The organism is Mesorhizobium monacense (assembly GCF_056781675.1).
The window spans coordinates 3,240,175-3,257,782 of record NZ_CM165567.1 but is presented as its reverse complement, the minus strand read 5'-3'; the positions used below and the strand labels follow the sequence as shown (position 1 = coordinate 3,257,782).

Genomic DNA, 17,608 nt, shown 5'->3' with positions numbered 1-17,608 from the left:
AACGGGCGAGATGATGGCGCCGCCTTGGGAGCTTAATCCCAAGCTAACCGGCAGAACGATAGAATTCACGGATGAATTGGTGGATCGGATCCTGCTGGGTGGTTGGCACCCTTTGTTTTGCGGCGCTTGATCATCAGGCTTGCAAACAGGCTGGCAAGCGATGGCTTTCAGACTGGCCTTGGCGTCTGGCGATGTACTTTGTGCTAGGCGGATTTTTCGTGGGCATACCGATCTTTCTCTACCAGTTCGGTAAGGCGATCATTGGCCTATACAGTTATCCGCCAACACCGAAGATGTTGCTGGGCCTCCTTCCTTTGCTGATTGCAGCCATTCTTGCCGTAGCAATTCTCAAAGCGGCCGGCCGAATGCTCCGCGGACCTGGCAACTCGCTAGAGGGTCGCCACCCGATGGCAGTCGTCTCGCGGATTGCCGCCGCGCTCTTCTTGTTCGCGCTGGCGGTGTGCGTCCTTTGCGCAGGTTCATTTGGCAACTTCTATGTTCTGAGCAACCGTTAGCAGATGCCTGCAAACGGTACTGCCGGGCGCAGCGCCGAAGCTACCTTGACCCACCCGCCACCCACGCTATCTTCGCGCCCATGCCAAACACCAGCCCTTCCGCCACCGCCCCCCTCATCGTCATTGATCTCCAGACCGGCATGTTCGACGGCCGCTTCGAGCCGCCGATCCATGATGCCGACGGCATGGTCGCCCGCACGCGCGCGCTGATCGACTGGGCGAGGCGGAGCGGGCGCAAGGTGGCCTTTGTCAGGCATGATGGGCCGGCGGGCGATCCGCTGGCGCCGGGTGAGCCTGGCTGGCCGGTGTGGCCGGCGCTCGGCCAGGCCGGGGACGAGCCGACCTTTGCCAAGAGCGTCGGCAATGCCTTCAGCAATTCAGCACTTGGCGAATGGGTGGCCGGGCAGGGTGCGGGCGAGGTCGTGCTTGTCGGCGCGCAGACCGATTTTTGCGTTGCCGCGACGGTGAAGGGTGCTTTCGCCGAAGGGCTCGGCGTCACCGTGGTTTCCGACGCCCACTCGACAGTGGACACGCCCGGCGAGACCGCCGCCGAGATCGTCGCCCGCCACAACGCCGCTTTCACGGAGGCGGGCGTCACGCTGGTGACGACGATGGCGCTGACGGGCGGCTGAGGCCAACCCGAGGAGGCCCACCTTGTCACACCTGACCCTGCCGGCCGAAGGCGGATGCCGTTGCGGGCGCGTTCGGTTGACGATTTCCGCGCCGCCCTTGCAACCTGCGCCCGACCATGCTCGACGATCCAGGCTGGTTCATGCCCTTCATCGAGACCTGGACCAGCGAGAAGCTGCCCTGGGCGACGACGCCGGCCGTGCACAGCTACGCGGCGCTGCCGGCGATGGAGGAGTATGAGGCGCTGACGGCCGAGTTTGCCCGAAGCTTCGCGGCGGGCGGCTCCGCCGGCTGACCGCGTTTGGTCGCGCCGGTGCCGACGGAGCAGGGGTGGTTGCCACCACATATTGCTTGATGGGCGCGCGGGCCTGCCGTGGTCGACGCGGCTGCGGGGGCGCATGTTGGGGTGTGCTCTGAGCTCGCGCCGACCAGGGCGGCTCGTACCGCCGCAATAACAGCATCGCACATTGCCCGTCCGCCGAAACTTCCGCGAAAGCGGAATAGGCGGGCGGTAAAAGGTGGATTCGGCGAAGGCCGACTGGGCGTCTTCCCATCCTTCGCCGCTACCCTGCCCCGGCGATACACGGTGCGCGCTCTCGGCGCTTGATGTTGGCCGGCTAATATATCTCTCGCTAAAGATTGTTCGAAAGCGTACACTGACCAGATCGCCAGTCACATTCACGGGCGCTGACGCTTGGGAGCGACCATCGCACTCCTGCCCCAACCGGAGGCATCGGAGCAATGGCAGAGCAACCGGGACAGTCCGGTCTGGGCGCTGAGGCCGTAGCGACGCTGGCGCGCGAATCCGGGGCCACTGAGCAGCAAATACGAGAGATCGCTTCGCTGATCGGCACCGATCGCGCGTCCATCCTGAGGGAAGCGCGCCTCGTGGCTCGCGATCGCTCGTAGCGTTGATCCGGAAAAAGCTGTTGGATGGATTTGTGGGCACGGCCCCAAATTGTCGGTTTCGTACCAAGCTCGATTGTTGAAACAGAGTGGGCTATCCTCCAACGACCGTTTGCATGCACCCTGGGCGCAGACGGCTGGGAGATGACAAGCGCTCTTGCCCTTCGCGGGAGAGAGCGGTGGACCAGACAGTCAGCAAGGATAGGAGCGACCTTTTGCGCCGTATGAATCCGGCCGACTTTGCGTTGCTCGCGCCTCATTTGCACAATCGTTTCCTCGACCTGAAGGTTTTGCTTGAAACGGCGGGCGAGCCGATCAGGTCGGTTTGCTTCCTCGAAAGCGGCATCGCCTCGGTGGTGGCCAGGAACCGGCCGGGCCTCGATACCGAGGTCGGCATCATCGGCCGCGAAGGCATGTCCGGCTCTGCTTTGGTGATGGGCGCCGACTGGGCGCCTCACGATTGCTACATCCAGATGACGAGCGAGGCGGTCTGCATGGACGCGGCACCGTTCAACGACGCGCTCCAAAACAGCCCGACGCTTCGCCCCTTCCTGCTGCGCTATGTCCACTATCTGCATATCCAGTCCAGATCCACGGCGTTGAGCAATGCCCGTGCGAAGCTGGAGGATCGGCTGGCCCGATGGCTGCTGATGTGTGACGACCGGACAACCGGCGAGCAAATTTTGATCACCCACGAATTCCTGGCGATCATGCTTGGCGTCAGGCGCCCTGGCGTGACGATCGGTCTTCAAATGCTGGAGGGACGCGGTCTTATCCGGTCCCGACGCGGCGAGATCACCATTCGCGACAGGGATGGTCTGGTCAGCGTCGCCGACGGGTTCTACGGCCAGGCGGAGGCCGACTATGGCCGGCTGTTTGAGTAGCCCTTTAGGGCATCTGTGTTGGATGTGACCGACGCGGGTGCCCGGTTGAGGCACGTTGCCTGAGTCGCGTCGGCCACTGCGGCTTACTTTGGGGTGCACCGCGCGTCATCTCTAGCATCTGGCAAAGTGCGGGCAACGACCACCGCCGCTTGGTTAAATTCGTACAATCAGATTCCGATTGAACCCTGGCTTGAACGGCATATGAATCCTGTGTCACCGGTATGTCTCGGGCGCGGTGCTTGAGAGTTCGCAAAGCTCCCGCCCCTGTGAACGGGAGACAGACATGGCAGACGGCCATTTGGATGTATCCGCCTTCGACTGCGACATCCCGCGAACCGCATTCATCAAATCGGAAGGCCATGTCCCGGAAGCCCGGTGGCGCATGCTCGCCGCGTCCCTCATCCGCCACTTGACCGGCCACGAAGACGTCGACCCCGACATGCTGGACTGGATCACGCGCAAATAGCGCCGCTGGTTTTTGCCGCGCTGACCTTTCGGTTCGGAAGTGCCGAGCTCAGCGCGCCTGGCGACGGCAGGCCAGCGCCGCCGCACCTACCCCAACCCAAGCGGCCTGCCGTCTTCGGCAGATACGCTGCGGCAACACATTAAGTTGCAAAGAAAATTGCCCGCCGCCGTAATTTGGGCGGATAGACAAAGGGCCTGACACCGGGGGGTAGTGTGGTGCCAGGCCCTTGCCGTCGGGTTCGACAGCAACAATGCGCCTGTGCCGGCTGGTGCCGCAAGGCGGACCATGGTCTGCACCAAAGGTCGCTGTGATCGCGGACTTGAGGCTATCGCTCCGGGCTTCTACGAGGGCCTGGGAACAGGCTGCGAGCTTCGGCGTGGTGACTTGTGCCGACGCGAAAGCGGCGCCAGGACTTTCGTGGAGACATTTGCGCGTTGCAGCCTTCGCTCTCCACGACTGGCCTGTTGCTACTTTGCAACTGCGTTCGATCACAATTTCGAGAGTTGAAACTTTTGGTTGAAGCGGCTGATTTGCCGAGCGATATCAACCTTAGGCGATTCACGCGGAGGGCTTCATGAAACTGGTATTGCTCTGTTCGGTTGCATTTCTGGCAGCCACTTCTCCAGTTCTGGCAGCGGACCTTGTCCAGCCCGTCGCCGCCATGCCTTTTTCGTGGACCGGCTTCTACGTTGGCGCTCAAGCGGGCGGCGGCTGGAATGACAGCCGTTGGTCGGGCACCTTCGTTCCCTTCGATACAAATGGGTCCGGCGGTGTTTTCGGCGGCCAGATAGGCTACAACTACCAGATCAACCAGTTCGTCATCGGCATTGAAGGCGACCTTGCAGGCTCGACTGTGAAGGGCGACAACCAATGTTCAGATGTTACCGGCACGGTCTGCGAAACCAAGCAGGACTATCTGGGCTCGGTGCGCGGGCGTCTCGGTTATGCTGTCGATCGGTTCCTGGTCTATGGCGACGGCGGTGTTGCCTTCACCAACTACAAATTTGCGGAAGTCGACAGCTTTCAACAATCGTTTGGGGGCGGGTCTCGGGTTGGCTGGACCGCCGGCCTGGGCGCCGAATACGCCTTTACCGACCATTGGACCGCGGGCGTCGAATGGAACTACTATGATTTTGGCACCAAGTCTGGCGAAAGCGACGTGAATACGGGCTTCTTCGTAGACAATCGCGACACAGAAAATGTCGTCGTCGGAAAGATCAACTACAAGTTCTGAGGTGCTGGGCAGCAAGCCCTACCGACGGGCCATTTCGATGCGGTCCTGACGCGGAAGCACGGCGCTGTCGCCACAGCTGGCGGCAGCCCAATGCCGTCAATGTGAACAACGATGCCCATGAACGGCCCGGTTCGGCCCGCAGGAGAGATGTGCGAGGACATCATTCCACACGGCGCGCTGGAGCAAGCCTCGCCCCCGAAATCATGACGCGCCGGCTCAGGGAGCTTGTCGCATGGCATTGGCCGCAAAGGATATTCCGCTTCGTTGCCGTTGCCGCCGTGTCAGCGGCGTCGCCAAGGCCGTTGCGCCGCACACCGGCTTCCGCTTCACCTGCTACTGCCGGGACTGCCAGGCCTTCGCGCGCTTCCTCGAGCGGCCGGACATGCTCGACGTCGCCGGCGGAACGGACATCTTCCAGATGCCGGCGGGCCGCGTGACGCTTACCACCGGCCAGGACGCCGTGCGCTGCCTGCAATTCTCAGACAAGGTGCTGCGCTGGTACACGGAGTGTTGCCGGACCCCGATCGGCAACTCAGCCGGTCCGCGCTTCCCGGTGGTCGCCATTATTCATTCCTTCATGTGCCACGATGCCGAGCCCCGCGACGCGGTGCTCGGCGCGCCGCATTGCCGGATCCATGAACTCTCCGCCGTCGGCCCGTTGCCGCTCAACGCACCGCCGCCACCCGCGTTCAGCCTCTTTGCGCTGCGCGTCTCAAAACTTCTCTTCTGGTGGCTGCGCGGCCTCGGCCGGCCGAACCCGCTCTTCGACCAGCACACGAACATGCCGCTCTCCATGCCGCGCCAGATCACACCGGCCGAGCGCGATTCGCTGGCTGGTGGGGCGATGCCCGTTCGCCTGGAGTCTTGATCGTCACTTCCGGACAATGTTCTGGCAGGCTGTCCCTGGAACGGGACGGTGAATCAGCGCGTCAGCCAACAAGGCTAAGTGTCGGATATCGCAGGCAGCATGCTCGGCGCTGGCGCACGCCCCTCCCAAATTGATTTGCATGCAAATGTTTCGAACTGGCACGGTTTCGTGAAGCCCTTCACCGTTCCCGCGCAATCGATCGGATACAGACGGGTCGCAAAACGGGTGCCGTGTGAGAGGGCAGCACTGCTCTTTCCGCCGCTACGATATGGAGGATGTCGATGTTAAAAACCCTTGGCCGAATTGCGGCTGCTCTCAAGCGAGCCGGCAAACGCAAGGAGACGAAGCACGCATTGGACAATCTGTCGCCAGAAATCCAGAAGGACGTCGGCTGGTCGGAGACGGCCGCATCCGACGAGATTCGGCTGCCGTTCTAAACGGGCGAGCCGGACGCCTTGCTCTGTCGAACGCATCCGGCCAGCGGAGTCCGGTCGCCTCTCACCCAGCCACCACCGCCGCGCCGCGACCACGGATCAGGGCCGCCTGGCTTCATCCGATGTCCACACCGGCTTGAACGACACCGTTCTCAGCCCGGCGTTTCGGACACGCTCGACGAACTCCTCGTTGACGAACACGGAAGACGCGCGCATCGGCAGCTTGAAGATCTCGGCGTTGCCGATCCGGTCCGCATGGAACGCGTAGCGTTCGATTGCGAGGATGCTGCCATCCTCGAATGCGACGATCTGCGACCGCTCCTTGTCCAGCGCGTCGATCACATTGGTGACGTTGAAGAGCCAGACCTCTTCGCCGCGAAGCGGCAGCAGCTGGCCGTACGGCTGCAGTGATGCCCCCAGCACATCGACGGCCGGCTTGCGCAGCAGCGGTGCGTGCTCGCCAAGCCAGGGGAAGTCCGAATAGGCATAGACGCGGTCGTCGTCGGCGATACGCTGCATGACCGGCGGATGCCATGTGTCGAGAACCCGTCCATCCAGGCCGAAGAAGAATTCGAAATCGCTTTCATCAACCGGCAGAACCCATTCCTGATCCTCCAGGACCGCGAACTCGTAGAGGCTGATCGGCATCGGTCGGTATCCTTGCGCCAGGGGCAACGCTCTCCGCCTTTTTCTGTTGATCGCGGCCAAAAAACAACGCTAATTGATGCCTGCGAGGGGCCATGCTGACAGTTGATGAAGTGGGAGCGATCCCGTTGTTTTCGGGTCTGCCGGCGGCCGAGCTGAAGCGGCTGGCGCAGATGGCGGCCGACCTTCATCTCAGCCCTGGAGAGTTCGCGGTCCACGAGGGTGGAGAGGCAGCACTTTTTGCGGTTCTCGCCGGCAAGATCGAAGTGGTAAAAACCTTCGACGGCGTCGAGCGGACGCTCGGTTGGCGGCTGCCGGGAACGATCTTCGGCGAGGTGCCGATCGCGCTTGGCTCGGGTTTTCCGGGCGGCTATCGCGCCGCCGAACCCTCCCGCGTCATGCGCATCGAGGTCCAGCAATACTATTCCATCGCCGCGGTCTCGAAAGACGTGGCCCAGACGGTCAGCGCGCTTGCCCGCGAGCGGATGGGCGGGCTGCAGAGCGTCACCGCCGAGCCGCAGAAGCCTCGCGTGACACTGGTCGGCCACCGCTGGGATACAATGTGCGGGGAGCTCCGCCGGTTTCTCGCCCGCAACCAGATCTCGTTCACCTGGCTTTTGCCCGACACGTCGGATGCCGAGGCTTTCTGGTCCGCCCAGGGCAGGCCGGCTCAAGATGGTCCCGTTGCCCTTCTGGCGGACGGAGCGATCATCGAAAGACCCGCCGTGCGCGATCTGGCCATCCGCCTGGGGCTGCAGACGCGCCCGCGCGGCGCCGAATACGATGTCGCGATCATCGGCGGCGGGCCGGCCGGTCTTGCCGCGGCCGTCTACGGCGCTTCCGAGGGCCTGCGCACCATCGTCGTCGAGCGCGAGGCGCCGGGCGGCCAGGCGGGCACCTCGTCGCGCATCGAGAACTATCTTGGCTTTCCGAGCGGCATCTCCGGCGACGAGCTTGCCAGCCGCGCGCTGCAGCAGGCGAAGCGGCTCGGCGCCGAAATACTGGTCACCCGCTCGGTCGCCGGCATCGACCCGGCAATGCATGAGGTGGTGCTCGACGGCGCCGATGTCGTGCGCGCCCGCAGCCTCATTCTTGCCACCGGCGTGGCCTGGCGCCGTCTCGCCATCGACGGGTTCGACCGGCTGATCGGCAAGGGCGTCTATTATGGCGCGGCGCGCAGCGAGGCGAGCAGCACCCATGGGCAGGATGTCTACCTGATCGGCGCCGGCAATTCGGCCGGCCAGGCGGCGATGCATTTTTCCGGCCATGCGCGCAGCGTGACGCTGCTGGTGCGCGGGCCGTCGCTTGCCGACAGCATGTCCCACTACCTGATCGAGCAGCTCAGGGCGAAATCCAACGTAAAGGTCCAGCTTCGCTCCGAAGTCCAGGCCGTGCACGGCGAGATGCACCTGACGGCGATCGACATTCTCGACAAGGCCGGCAACGGAGTGAGCCGGCACGAATGCGGCGGGCTGTTCGTGTTCATCGGCGCCAATGCCGAGACCGAGTGGCTGCCGGCAGACGTCGCGCGCGATGCGCGCGGCTATGTGCTGACCGGCGACGACGTGAAGAAGGCCGGGCACTGGTCGCATGGCCGCGACCCCTATCTGCTCGAGACCAGCGCGCCCGGTGTCTTCGCCTGCGGCGACGTGCGGCTGAGCCCGGTCAAGCGCGTCGCCTCGGCGGTCGGCGAGGGCAGCATGGCCATCGCCTTCGTCCACCAGTATCTGGCCAATGAAGGCAAGACCCAGCGCGGTTGATGGCCGGGTCGCCTAGCTTGACAGGCCAGGCTGGCCGGAGCGTTCATCGCGGTTCATTTCGGGACCCGGCAGCACGGGTGCGTTCAATCGAGCCGTGCTGCCTGGTTGGTCAGGCGATCAGCCGGCAGGCTTGTAGGAGCCGGCAGCCTTTTTGGCGGCGGCGAGCACCCCCTGCATGTCGAGTTCTTCGAGGATGACGAGGTCGCTCACCGAACCGCTTGCCCGCACGGCGAGGGCCATGCCCATCCCGGCAGTCTGGTCCGGTACCTCACCATTGACGACGACATCATAAGCGCCGCGCGTAAACATCAGGCTGGCCATCTTGCCGCCAACGCTTTCGAACAGCGCCTTGATCGCAGCCTCCCGGTCTGATCCCTGCATCAGGCCCTTGGCGGCGTGAGGTGCATAGTTTGCCAATATGGTAACCTTCATGGCTGTCTCCTCCAAACATCGTTGTCTCGGGCTGCTCAAGTGTTTGAGCAGCACAGAGGGGCTTGTCTTTTCACTGACATTTGACGTGGCCTGTGGACCGCCTGGGCAGCCATGGCCAACGGCAGTTCATGACCGGAGCTACGCTTCGGTCTACTGTAATATGCGCTTAATCTAATATAACGACAATCCCGCCGCGCGCTCTATCCCAGCCACCACCACAGCGCCGCGATCACCGCCACCACCCCGGCGATCGACAATCCCAGCATGATGTACGAGCCGATGATCACGCTTTTGATAACCTTCTTGAGGCTGGCGCGGTCGTTGAGGTTGGGGAACGGCTCGGCCGGTTCGGCGACGCCGAGGAAGCGGCAGAGCGGCGCCCAGCCGTCGGTCACCGTGAACACCAGAAGCTTGTCCGGCGGCACCGCCGCCTTCACCTCCTCGGTGTAGGCATCGTAGCGCGCGATCGCCTTGGCGCGGTCGTCCATCACGCCGGCCAAGGTGCGGCCCCACACCAGCTTGCTCGACATGTCGCCGAATTTTCGGCCGAACGGCGTCAGCCATTCCAGGATCTTGAACTGCCAGACATTTTTGGTGAAGTAGATCGTGTCGATCGTGCTCTCGTACCAGGCCTCGGCGCCGCGCGGATGCAGCGTCAACAGCACCTTGGCGTCGGGATAGGCGGCCAGCAATTCCTTCCACACGCAGCAGCCGGGATTGTCGACGGTGGCCGTGTAGTTGGCGAACACCTGGTTCCAGTCGTGCTGGCTGCCGGGTGGGCTGTTCGCCACCTTGCGCCAGAAGTCGAGATGGCCCTTGTTGGCCTTGTTGAGGATGACTTCCTGCATGTGGTAGCTCGGAAAGCCGAGCTTGTTCAGCGCGGCAAAGGTAGACCACGTGCCGGTGCGGCCGAATCCGGCCCCGATGAGCTTGAGCGTCATTCCCCGTGCCCCCATTTTCTGGACCGCTGTTCTTTTTATGCGGATCCACCGAAACGAGGTTGCATCGACCCCGGCAAGCGCGCAACAAATTTCCATGCGCAAACGCTAAAACGTGAATTTTTGCTTTGGGCCACGCGGAAGGACCTTCTGGCTATTCCCGCGGCAGGGAGAGCCTGATAATAGGTCAGTGAGATTGACCTATATACGAGCATGATCCCAAAAAGTGGGAACCGGTTTTTGGATAAGATCATGCTCCAGCCAAAACATGACCCCGGTATTGGGGTCATGCTCGAAGAAATCTCAAAAAATCCACGGGGAGGTGGGCTGTGACATTGATGGACCTCTTGGCGTCGCGTTCGTCGCGCATGAAGGCGTCGGAAATCCGCGAGCTGCTGAAACTGCTCGACCAGCCCGACATCATCTCCTTCGCCGGCGGCATCCCCGACCCGGCGCTGTTCCCGATCGAGGCCATATCCGAAGCCTATGCTTCGGTGCTCGGCGGCGCCGAAGCGGGATCGGCACTCCAGTATCAGGTCAGCGAGGGCTATTTGCCGCTCAGAAAATGGCTGGCCGGTCAGATGGGCAAGCTCGGCGTCGCCTGCGACGAGCACAACATCTTCATCACCTCTGGCTCGCAGCAGGCGCTGGACTATCTCGGCAAGCTGTTCCTCTCGCCCGGCGACACCGCTTTGGTCACCTGGCCGACCTATCTCGGCGCGCTGCAGGCTTTCAACGCCTATGAGCCGCGCTACGACCGGCTGACGCCGGACGGCGGCAACATGACGCCGGCGGCCTACCATGCAGCCGCTGCTGCCGCCGGCGGCAAGGTAAAATTCGCCTATCTGGTGCCGGATTTCGCCAACCCGACCGGCGAGACGCTGAGTTCAGGCAGCGCGAGGCGGTGCTCGATCTCGCCGGCGAGCTCGACATCGCCGTCATCGAGGACGCCGCCTATCGCGCGCTGCGCTATGACGGCGAAGGCGTGTCGCCGATCCTGGCGATCGACTGCGCCCGCTCCGGCGGCATCGAAAACGCCCGCACGCTCTATTGCGGCTCGTTCTCCAAGATCCTGTCGCCGGGCATGCGCGTTGGCTGGGTCTGCGCGCCGCGCCGCGTCGTGGAGCGGCTGGTGCTGATGAAGCAGGCGTCGGACCTGCACAGCCCCTCGATCAACCAGGTGGCCATGCACCGCGCCGCCGAAGCCGTCTTCGACCGCCAGGTGGACAAGCTCATCGGCGCCTACCGCGAACGCCGCGACGGCCTGCTTGCCGCGCTCGCCGCGCACATGCCCAAAGGCGTCAGCTGGAACCGGCCGGATGGCGGCATGTTCGTCTGGGTGACGCTGCCCGAAGGCACCGACGCCACCGCGCTGCTCGCCCGCTCGGTCAAGGAGGCCCGCGTCGCCTTCGTGCCGGGCAACGCCTTTTTCGCCGACGGTTCGGGCCGCAACACGCTGCGGCTGAGCTTTACGCTCGCCGACAAGCGCGCCGTGAGTGAGGGGATTCCCAGGCTGGCGGCGCTGCTGAAGGGGTAGGGCAGCGCGGCGCTGACGCTGTCTCGATACCATTGAACCTCTTGAGCGCTCCGCCCGGAGGTGACAGGTTGGCGCCCCATGGCCGCCGCGTCGACATCGCCCCGCATCATCCTGCTCATCGGCAGCGCGCCCGATGTGGTGCGCTGCGAGGCCTGGCCGAAGGCGGCCTTCAGCCGGATCGTAGCCATCAACAATGCCTGGCGCGTGCGCCCCGACTGGGATTTCCTCGTCCATGCCGGCGATTTTCCGCCGGACCGGCTGCCGCCGCCGCAGATGCTGCGCCAGGCGCAGATCTTCAGCGCAGCGCATTACGTGCCGGCGCAGAACAGCTTTGGCGGCTTCGTCTATGCCGGCGGCACCATGGCGATGACGGCGGCCTACTGGACCATCCACAGCCAGAAACCCGACGTGCTCGCTTTCCTCGGCTGCGACATGATCTACGACCAGCCGGGCAGGACGCATTTCTACGGCATCGGCCGTGCCGACCCGCTGCGCGACGACCCGACACTGCGCGATCTCAAGGCCAAGTCGGCGCGCCTGCTGGTCCAGGCGCTGAAGCGGCAATGCCTGTGCATCAACCTGTCCGACCTGCCGCAGAGCCGGCTGATCTTTCCGCGCCTGACATTCGAGGAATTGCAGGGCCTGTCGCAGGCCGGCGTCGCCCGGATGCAGGCCGAGATCCTGGCCGGCATCGAGCTCGACGCAGCCGACAAAGCCGAGAAGGTCGAACAGGACCTCGGCTATTTCTACGAGGACGGCATGTACTGGAAACACCTCGACGAAATCGACGAGACGCGTCTGGCCGATATAGATCGGCTTTGGATGTCAGCTGTCGGGGAACTCACGGCTCGGCCGGCTGAGGAATGCAGCGCCGCGGAGTAAGGCTGAGCGGATGACGCGCCGATCTCCCCCCTTGTGGGGGAGATGGCCGGCAGGCCAGAGGGGGGCGCGAAGGATCGCCATCCTCTAGATTTCAAGATACGAAAACCGAGCCAGGGCGGTTAAGGTAGGCTGAAAGGCTGGCGGGACAGCGCCCCCCTCTGTCTTGCCAGACATCTCCCCCACAAGGGGGGAGATCGGATATCGCCTCCGGCTTCGCTAATCTCCAACGTTGAAGTTTAGGACTACAACGCGGGCACTATTCCGCCGCGAGTCTATCCTGCGTCTTCGTCTCAAAGTCGCTGGCGTCGTGGCGTTCGTGCAACTGCATGGCCGGGTCGCCGAAGGCGCGGTTGACCATGCGCCCGCGCTTCACTGCCGGGCGGGCGTCGATGGCGTCGGCCCAGCGCTGCACGTGCTTGTATTCCTGCACGGCCAGGAACTCGCCGGAATCATTGTACATGCGGCCCTTGGCGAGCCCGCCATACCAGGGCCACACCGCCATGTCGGCAATCGTGTAGTCGGGGCCGCCGAGATATTCGCTTTCCGCCAGACGGCGGTCGAGCACGTCCATCTGCCGCTTGGTCTCCATGGCGAAGCGGTCGATGGCGTATTCGATCTTTTCCGGCGCATAGGCGTAGAAATGGCCGAAGCCGCCGCCAAGATAGGGGGCCGAGCCCATCTGCCAGAACAGCCAGGACAGCGCCTCGGTGCGCGCCGCCCGTTCGGTCGGCAGGAATTCGCCGAACTTTTCGGCGAGATAGACCAGGATCGAGCCGGATTCGAACACCCGGACCGGCTTCGGTTCGCTGTAGTCCATCAGCGCCGGGATCTTGGAGTTGGGATTGACCTCGACAAAGCCACTGCCGAACTGGTCGCCATCGTTGATGCGGATCAGCCAGGCGTCGTATTCGGCGCCCTTGTGGCCACGCGCCAGAAGCTCCTCCAGCATGATCGTCACTTTGACGCCGTTCGGCGTGCCCAGCGAATAGAGCTGCAGCGGGTGCTTGCCGACCGGCAATTCCTTGTCATGCGTCGGGCCGGCGATCGGCCGGTTGATGCTGGCGAACGTGCCGCCATTCGCCTTGTTCCAGGTCCATACTTTCGGCGGTGTGTATTGGTTCATCGCGGGAGGCCTTGTGGTTTTCGACGGGGAGGGGTCAGCTTGCGCCAGGTTGGATGGGGCGGGTTCGGTCTACACCCGGATATAGATAGCGCGGGCTGCAGAAAGTTCAACTTGTGTTGAACTACTATCGATGTCGACGCCGATCCACCTTCCCACAAGGGGGCAAGCACAAGGGGGCAAGAAGGGCGTCAGCCCTTGCGTCTCACTCAATCCGCCATACCTATGGAAAAGACCGACCTTGCCAGGATGAACGGATGAACATCGATACCCTTTCGCGCTCCGTCGTGGCCGTCCGCGCCACGATCCCCGACGACGCCTTTACCGCCAACGCGCTGGGAACCCGCCGCGAAGGCAGCGGTGTCGTCATCCGCGATGACGGGCTGGTGCTCACCATCGGCTATCTCATCACCGAGGCCGAGGAGGTCTGGCTGACCGACCAGGATGGCCGCGTCGTCCCCGCGCATGCGCTTGCCTACGACCAGGAATCCGGCTTCGGCCTGGTGCAGGCGCTGTCGCCGCTCGGCTTGCCGGCGGTGGCGCTCGGCGATGCCCACAAGGCCAAACCCGGCGATGCCGTGGTGCTCGCCGACGGCATTGGCCAGCAGGTCCATGCGCATATCGTCAGCAAGCAGGAATTCGCCGGCTATTGGGAATATCTGCTGGACGAGGCGATTTTCATCGCGCCGGCCCATCCGTCCTGGGGCGGGGCGGCCCTGTTCGACGAGGATGGCCGGCTGCTTGGCGTCGGATCGCTGCGCCTGCAGATGAGCCGCGCCGGCGAGGTCGCCGACATCAACATGATCGTGCCGATCGACCTCCTGCCGCCGATCCTCGACGACCTCCTGACGCGCGGCCAGGTGGCCAAGCCGCCGCGCCCGTGGCTCGGCGCCTTCTCGGCCGAGTCGAACGGCGTCGTCATGGTAATGAGCGTCACCGAAGGCGGCCCCGCCGCCAAGGCCGGCCTGCGCCAGGGCGACATCATCTCGGACGTGCGCGACGGCGAAGTGGATGGTCTCGCCGACTTTTACCGCAAGCTATGGGAAAACCCGGCCGGCGCCGAGATCCCGCTCAGGGTGGTGCGCGACGGGCGTGAAACCTGGCTGCGGGTGAAATCCGCGGATCGCAACAGTTTTCTGAAGAAGCCGCATCTGCAGTGACTAGCCGATCTGCTGGGGGGAGATTGGCGGCGCCGCGCTCCGCTCTCACTCCCCGCAAGCCGAAAACCCCGTGCCTGTGTTCCACTCGGCGAACGGGATGATCGCGCCCTCGACCGACACTTTCTTGCGCACCGTCTTGCCGTCTGGCTGCTGCTTGCTGCTTTTGCCCTTGCCGGTCAGCACATTGTAGTCGCAGCTGCTTTTGGAATTGTCCTTCAGGGCGTCGTCATGGTCGTAGGCAAAGCCGGCGACAATGAAAGCGCCTTCGCGCCAAGCGATGGTCAGCGTCTGGTTGGTGCGCTCGCTGCCTTCCGGCATCGCCGGCAGATAGAACTTGATCGAGCCGTTCGCCAGCGCGGTCAGTTGCGGCTCGGTGTCGGAGTTCTTGTAGCCCGGCCGGTCGTAGCCGTTCCATTCGCCGTAGACCTGCTCGCGCACCACGCCAGCCGGCTTGAGATAATTGTGCTCCTTGTCCCCAAGGAAGAAATGCACGTCCATCGGGTCGCTGGGCTGGGTCTCGACGATCATCACCAGGTCGGTGGCGCCATCGCGGTTGAAGTCGCCTGTGGCGGCGGTGATGATCTTCTGGCTTTCGATCGGTTCGGCCATGGCCGAGGTCGACAGCAACAGCGCAAGCCCGAACAACAGCGATCGCATGGCATCCCCCCGAATTGCAGTCTGCCTGCCCAGCTCGACCAAACGGGAACGCAGCGCGCTTTGCGAACTTTCGCGCTGGAACCTGCCACGGGCGTTGGCAGAGGCGCAAGCCACCTTCGCAGGGTTTGCTATGAGGTCCCGCTGCTGCTTTATTCGAGGATGAGGAGGAACGCCATTTGACAGTCGCAACAGGAAAATCCGCCTGATGGCGCCGGTCAAGGTCGATCCCGCCAAGGTACGCGAATTCCCGGATCCGGAGAGCTTCCATGCCTGGCTTGGCAAGCACCACACCACCGAGACGGAAATCTGGATCAAGGTCCACAAGGTGGGGTCAGGCCTGCCGTCGATCACGCCCAAGCAGGCCATTGACGCCGTGCTGTGCTTCGGCTGGATCGACGCGGTGCGCAAGAGCCTCGACGACAGGAGTTACCTGCAGCGCTACACGCCGCGCGGCAAGAAGAGCATCTGGAGCCAGATCAATGTCGACAACGTCGCCCGCCTGATCGCGGAGGGCCGGATGACTGAGCATGGGCTGCGGGAGGTCGCGGCAGCCAAGGCCGACGGCCGCTGGGACCGCGCCTATGGAAGCGGCAAGGACATGAAAATCCCCGACGATCTGCAGGCCGCGATCGATGCCGAGCCCAAGGCGAAAGAAATGCTGGCCAAGCTCAGCGCCCAGAACCGCTTCGCGCTGGCCTTCCGCACCCACAACATGAAGACCGAAGCCGGCCGCAGGAAGAAGATCGAGACCTTCGTCGAGATGCTGAAGCGCGGCGAGGCGATCTATCCGCAGGGGAAGAAATAATCGCGGGCGGCCTCGACCGAGCCCGCCCGCAACAGGAATGAGGCTCTACCGGCTGAGATCGAGCGCCGCCGTCAGGTCGCCCATCGGCGGCTGGTCATTGTTGCGCAACGCCTTGTCGCGGGCGACGATGCCCGGAAGCACCGGCAATTCGTAGCGCGCCGTGATGAAGCGCAGGATCGACGTCGTGTCATATTGCGTGTGGTCGACGGTGCCCATCTTCGCATAGGGCGAGATGATCATCGCCGGGATCGAAGGCATCGTTGCCTTCCTGCAGACGCTGACCGACGCCGACCAGGAGGCCGGCGCGCCGGTGCGGTGAGCAGGTTCTAAGCCGCGCGCTTGGGCTCGACCGCGAACGGGCTGAGACCGAGCCAGGTCTGCATCTTCCTGCCGATGGCTTTGTCGCCGGTCAGTGCGACCTTCGCGCCGGCCTTCTCGACCGTCGTCAGCCCCATCCAGATCGCCGTCATCGTGTGCAGGTCGGTCGAGACATAGAGGTCGACCTCGAAGCCCGGATCGTACCAGCACAGGTCGACCTCGCCATGCTTCTCGACGATCAGCCACCAGGAGCGCTTGGAGACCGGTAGCTCCTGATACAGAAACTGTATCACCGTGCGTCCCTCGGGCAGCGGCGAGGGGTTCAGATTGCGCCGCATGTCCCACATCAGGAGCGACGGATCGAGGTTCTTCAACGACAGCCGGGACTCGACCCATTTCTGTCCCCAGAACCCCATCGCTTCGACGACGGGACGCAAATCTCGGCCGGCTTCCGTCAGCTGATAGTCGAAGATACCCTTCTCGCCCCGGATCTCCTTGCGCTCGACGATCCCCGCCAGCTCGAGCTCCTTCAGCCGTTGCGACAGAAGGGTTGGCGACATTTTGGGGACGCCGCGGCGCAAATCGTTGAAGCGCGTCGAACCCGCCACCAATTCGCGCATCAGCACCATCGTCCAACGGGTGCACAGCACCTCGGCGGCCATCGATAGCGGGCAGAACTGCTTGTATCCGTGCTGGGTCATGAATGGTGCCTCTCCCTCGAACCCGAGGCGAACATTAGCCCTTCATGATTGAAGCGGCGAGTACAGAAACTGTACCGGCCCAGTACAGATCGCGGACTGGTTGGCGAGTGCCTTGCCATGCGAGCTCTTAGGCCGATGCACGGGATACCCCTGTGCGCCGCAACCAGGAGACTGTCCATGACCGCTTACGTTATCGCAGACATCAAGGTGAAGGACCCGAAGTGGATACCGGACTATGCCGCTTCGGTCCACGACCTCGTCCACAAGCATGGCGGCAGATATCTGGCGCGCAGCGGCAATGTGAAGACGCTTGAGGGCAAGCCGCTCGACACTACGCTGATTGCGCTGATGGCGTTCCCGTCGGAAGCGGCGGCGCGCGCCTTCGCCAACGATCCGGCCTACGCGCCTTTCGTCTCGGCCCGTCAGGGCGGCAGCGACAGCCGTTTCCAGCTGATCGACAACACCGACCTGGCCGGCACGATTTCGTATCTGCCGAAGGGATGATCGGCATCCATCGCATTGGGATCACTCGGGGATTGGCGAAAACCGAGGCGACATCCGATCTCCCCCCTTGTGGGGGAGATGTCCGGCAGGACAGAGGGGGGCGCTGTCCCGCCGGCCTATCGGCAAGTCGCAGCCGCGCCATCCGGCAGGTATCGGCTGGCGGGCTAAATCAGGAAAGCTGGCGATCCTTCGCGCCCCCCTCTGGCCTGCCG

Annotated in this window: 18 protein-coding genes and 3 pseudogenes; 14 read left to right on the top strand and 7 right to left on the bottom strand. The window is 63.6% G+C overall.

What is annotated here, in order from left to right; genetic code table 11:
• The first annotated feature begins 98 nt into the window (after positions 1-98).
• The 8 genes and pseudogenes from AC1RUK_RS15820 (at position 99) to AC1RUK_RS15785 (ending at position 5,940) form a co-directional block, all read left to right on the top strand.
• Entirely contained in the window at positions 99-515 is a 417-nt protein-coding gene (locus tag AC1RUK_RS15820) for a hypothetical protein (protein ID WP_481834875.1), read from the top strand.
• Between the two features lie 80 nt (positions 516-595).
• Positions 596-1,147, top strand: coding sequence for a cysteine hydrolase family protein (locus AC1RUK_RS15815; protein WP_481834876.1), 552 nt, complete (start codon positions 596-598; stop codon positions 1,145-1,147).
• Positions 1,148-1,248: 101 nt separating this feature from the next.
• Positions 1,249-1,440: pseudogene (locus AC1RUK_RS15810) on the top strand (GFA family protein); the annotation flags it as partial.
• A gap of 790 nt (positions 1,441-2,230) precedes the next feature.
• Positions 2,231-2,935, top strand: coding sequence for a Crp/Fnr family transcriptional regulator (locus AC1RUK_RS15805; RefSeq protein ID WP_481834877.1), 705 nt, complete (start codon positions 2,231-2,233; stop codon positions 2,933-2,935).
• Between the two features lie 283 nt (positions 2,936-3,218).
• Positions 3,219-3,401 (top strand): hypothetical protein, encoded by a 183-nt coding sequence (locus AC1RUK_RS15800; RefSeq protein WP_481834878.1) that lies wholly within the window; start codon positions 3,219-3,221, stop codon positions 3,399-3,401.
• A gap of 574 nt (positions 3,402-3,975) precedes the next feature.
• Positions 3,976-4,635, top strand: coding sequence for an outer membrane protein (locus AC1RUK_RS15795; RefSeq protein ID WP_481834879.1), 660 nt, complete (start codon positions 3,976-3,978; stop codon positions 4,633-4,635).
• 232 nt (positions 4,636-4,867) lie between these two features.
• On the top strand, positions 4,868-5,503 hold the full coding sequence (locus tag AC1RUK_RS15790; RefSeq protein ID WP_481834880.1) for a DUF6151 family protein: 636 nt from the start codon (positions 4,868-4,870) through the stop codon (positions 5,501-5,503).
• 281 nt (positions 5,504-5,784) lie between these two features.
• The gene (locus tag AC1RUK_RS15785; protein ID WP_481834881.1) at positions 5,785-5,940 is read left to right on the top strand and encodes a hypothetical protein; all 156 of its coding nucleotides are present in this window, start codon (positions 5,785-5,787) and stop codon (positions 5,938-5,940) included.
• 96 nt (positions 5,941-6,036) lie between these two features.
• Here AC1RUK_RS15785 and AC1RUK_RS15780 read toward each other — a convergent pair whose 3' ends face one another.
• Positions 6,037-6,585 (bottom strand): imm11 family protein, encoded by a 549-nt coding sequence (locus AC1RUK_RS15780; protein WP_481834882.1) that lies wholly within the window; start codon positions 6,583-6,585, stop codon positions 6,037-6,039.
• Positions 6,586-6,677: 92 nt separating this feature from the next.
• Here AC1RUK_RS15780 and AC1RUK_RS15775 point away from each other — a divergent pair, with 92 nt between their 5' ends.
• Positions 6,678-8,342 (top strand): FAD-dependent oxidoreductase, encoded by a 1,665-nt coding sequence (locus AC1RUK_RS15775; RefSeq protein ID WP_481834883.1) that lies wholly within the window; start codon positions 6,678-6,680, stop codon positions 8,340-8,342.
• Between the two features lie 117 nt (positions 8,343-8,459).
• Here AC1RUK_RS15775 and AC1RUK_RS15770 read toward each other — a convergent pair whose 3' ends face one another.
• Both AC1RUK_RS15770 and AC1RUK_RS15765 read right to left on the bottom strand, forming a co-directional pair.
• Entirely contained in the window at positions 8,460-8,774 is a 315-nt protein-coding gene (locus AC1RUK_RS15770) for a GYD domain-containing protein (protein WP_481834884.1), read from the bottom strand.
• Positions 8,775-8,974: 200 nt separating this feature from the next.
• Positions 8,975-9,715: a sulfotransferase family protein gene (locus AC1RUK_RS15765; protein WP_436174241.1), complete on the bottom strand. Its 741-nt coding sequence runs from the start codon at positions 9,713-9,715 to the stop codon at positions 8,975-8,977.
• Positions 9,716-10,050: 335 nt separating this feature from the next.
• Here AC1RUK_RS15765 and AC1RUK_RS15760 point away from each other — a divergent pair.
• A pseudogene (locus AC1RUK_RS15760) lies at positions 10,051-11,249 on the top strand (aminotransferase-like domain-containing protein).
• Between the two features lie 78 nt (positions 11,250-11,327).
• A complete protein-coding gene (locus AC1RUK_RS15755; RefSeq protein ID WP_481834885.1) occupies positions 11,328-12,131 on the top strand; it encodes a hypothetical protein in 804 nt (267 codons plus the stop codon).
• 256 nt (positions 12,132-12,387) lie between these two features.
• Here AC1RUK_RS15755 and yghU read toward each other — a convergent pair whose 3' ends face one another.
• Positions 12,388-13,254 (bottom strand): glutathione-dependent disulfide-bond oxidoreductase, encoded by an 867-nt coding sequence (gene yghU / locus AC1RUK_RS15750; RefSeq protein ID WP_481834886.1) that lies wholly within the window; start codon positions 13,252-13,254, stop codon positions 12,388-12,390.
• A gap of 254 nt (positions 13,255-13,508) precedes the next feature.
• Here yghU and AC1RUK_RS15745 point away from each other — a divergent pair, with 254 nt between their 5' ends.
• Positions 13,509-14,411, top strand: a complete 903-nt coding sequence (locus AC1RUK_RS15745; RefSeq protein ID WP_436174244.1) for a S1C family serine protease — start codon at positions 13,509-13,511, stop codon at positions 14,409-14,411.
• 45 nt (positions 14,412-14,456) lie between these two features.
• On the opposite strand, the gene AC1RUK_RS15740 is transcribed toward AC1RUK_RS15745, so the two are convergent.
• The gene (locus tag AC1RUK_RS15740) at positions 14,457-15,068 is read right to left on the bottom strand and encodes a hypothetical protein (RefSeq protein WP_481834887.1); all 612 of its coding nucleotides are present in this window, start codon (positions 15,066-15,068) and stop codon (positions 14,457-14,459) included.
• A gap of 205 nt (positions 15,069-15,273) precedes the next feature.
• Here AC1RUK_RS15740 and AC1RUK_RS15735 point away from each other — a divergent pair, with 205 nt between their 5' ends.
• A complete protein-coding gene (locus AC1RUK_RS15735; RefSeq protein ID WP_481834888.1) occupies positions 15,274-15,873 on the top strand; it encodes a YdeI/OmpD-associated family protein in 600 nt (199 codons plus the stop codon).
• Positions 15,874-15,918: 45 nt separating this feature from the next.
• On the opposite strand, the pseudogene AC1RUK_RS15730 reads toward AC1RUK_RS15735, so the two are convergent.
• Positions 15,919-16,122: pseudogene (locus AC1RUK_RS15730) on the bottom strand (alkaline phosphatase family protein); the annotation flags it as partial.
• 77 nt (positions 16,123-16,199) lie between these two features.
• Positions 16,200-16,892 carry a winged helix-turn-helix transcriptional regulator gene (locus tag AC1RUK_RS15725; RefSeq protein WP_481834889.1) on the bottom strand — a complete coding sequence of 231 codons (693 nt, stop codon included), beginning with the start codon at positions 16,890-16,892 and terminating at the stop codon, positions 16,200-16,202.
• A gap of 177 nt (positions 16,893-17,069) precedes the next feature.
• Between AC1RUK_RS15725 and AC1RUK_RS15720 the strand changes: the two genes are divergently transcribed.
• On the top strand, positions 17,070-17,396 hold the full coding sequence (locus AC1RUK_RS15720; protein ID WP_481834890.1) for a DUF1330 domain-containing protein: 327 nt from the start codon (positions 17,070-17,072) through the stop codon (positions 17,394-17,396).
• Positions 17,397-17,608 lie beyond the last annotated feature (212 nt).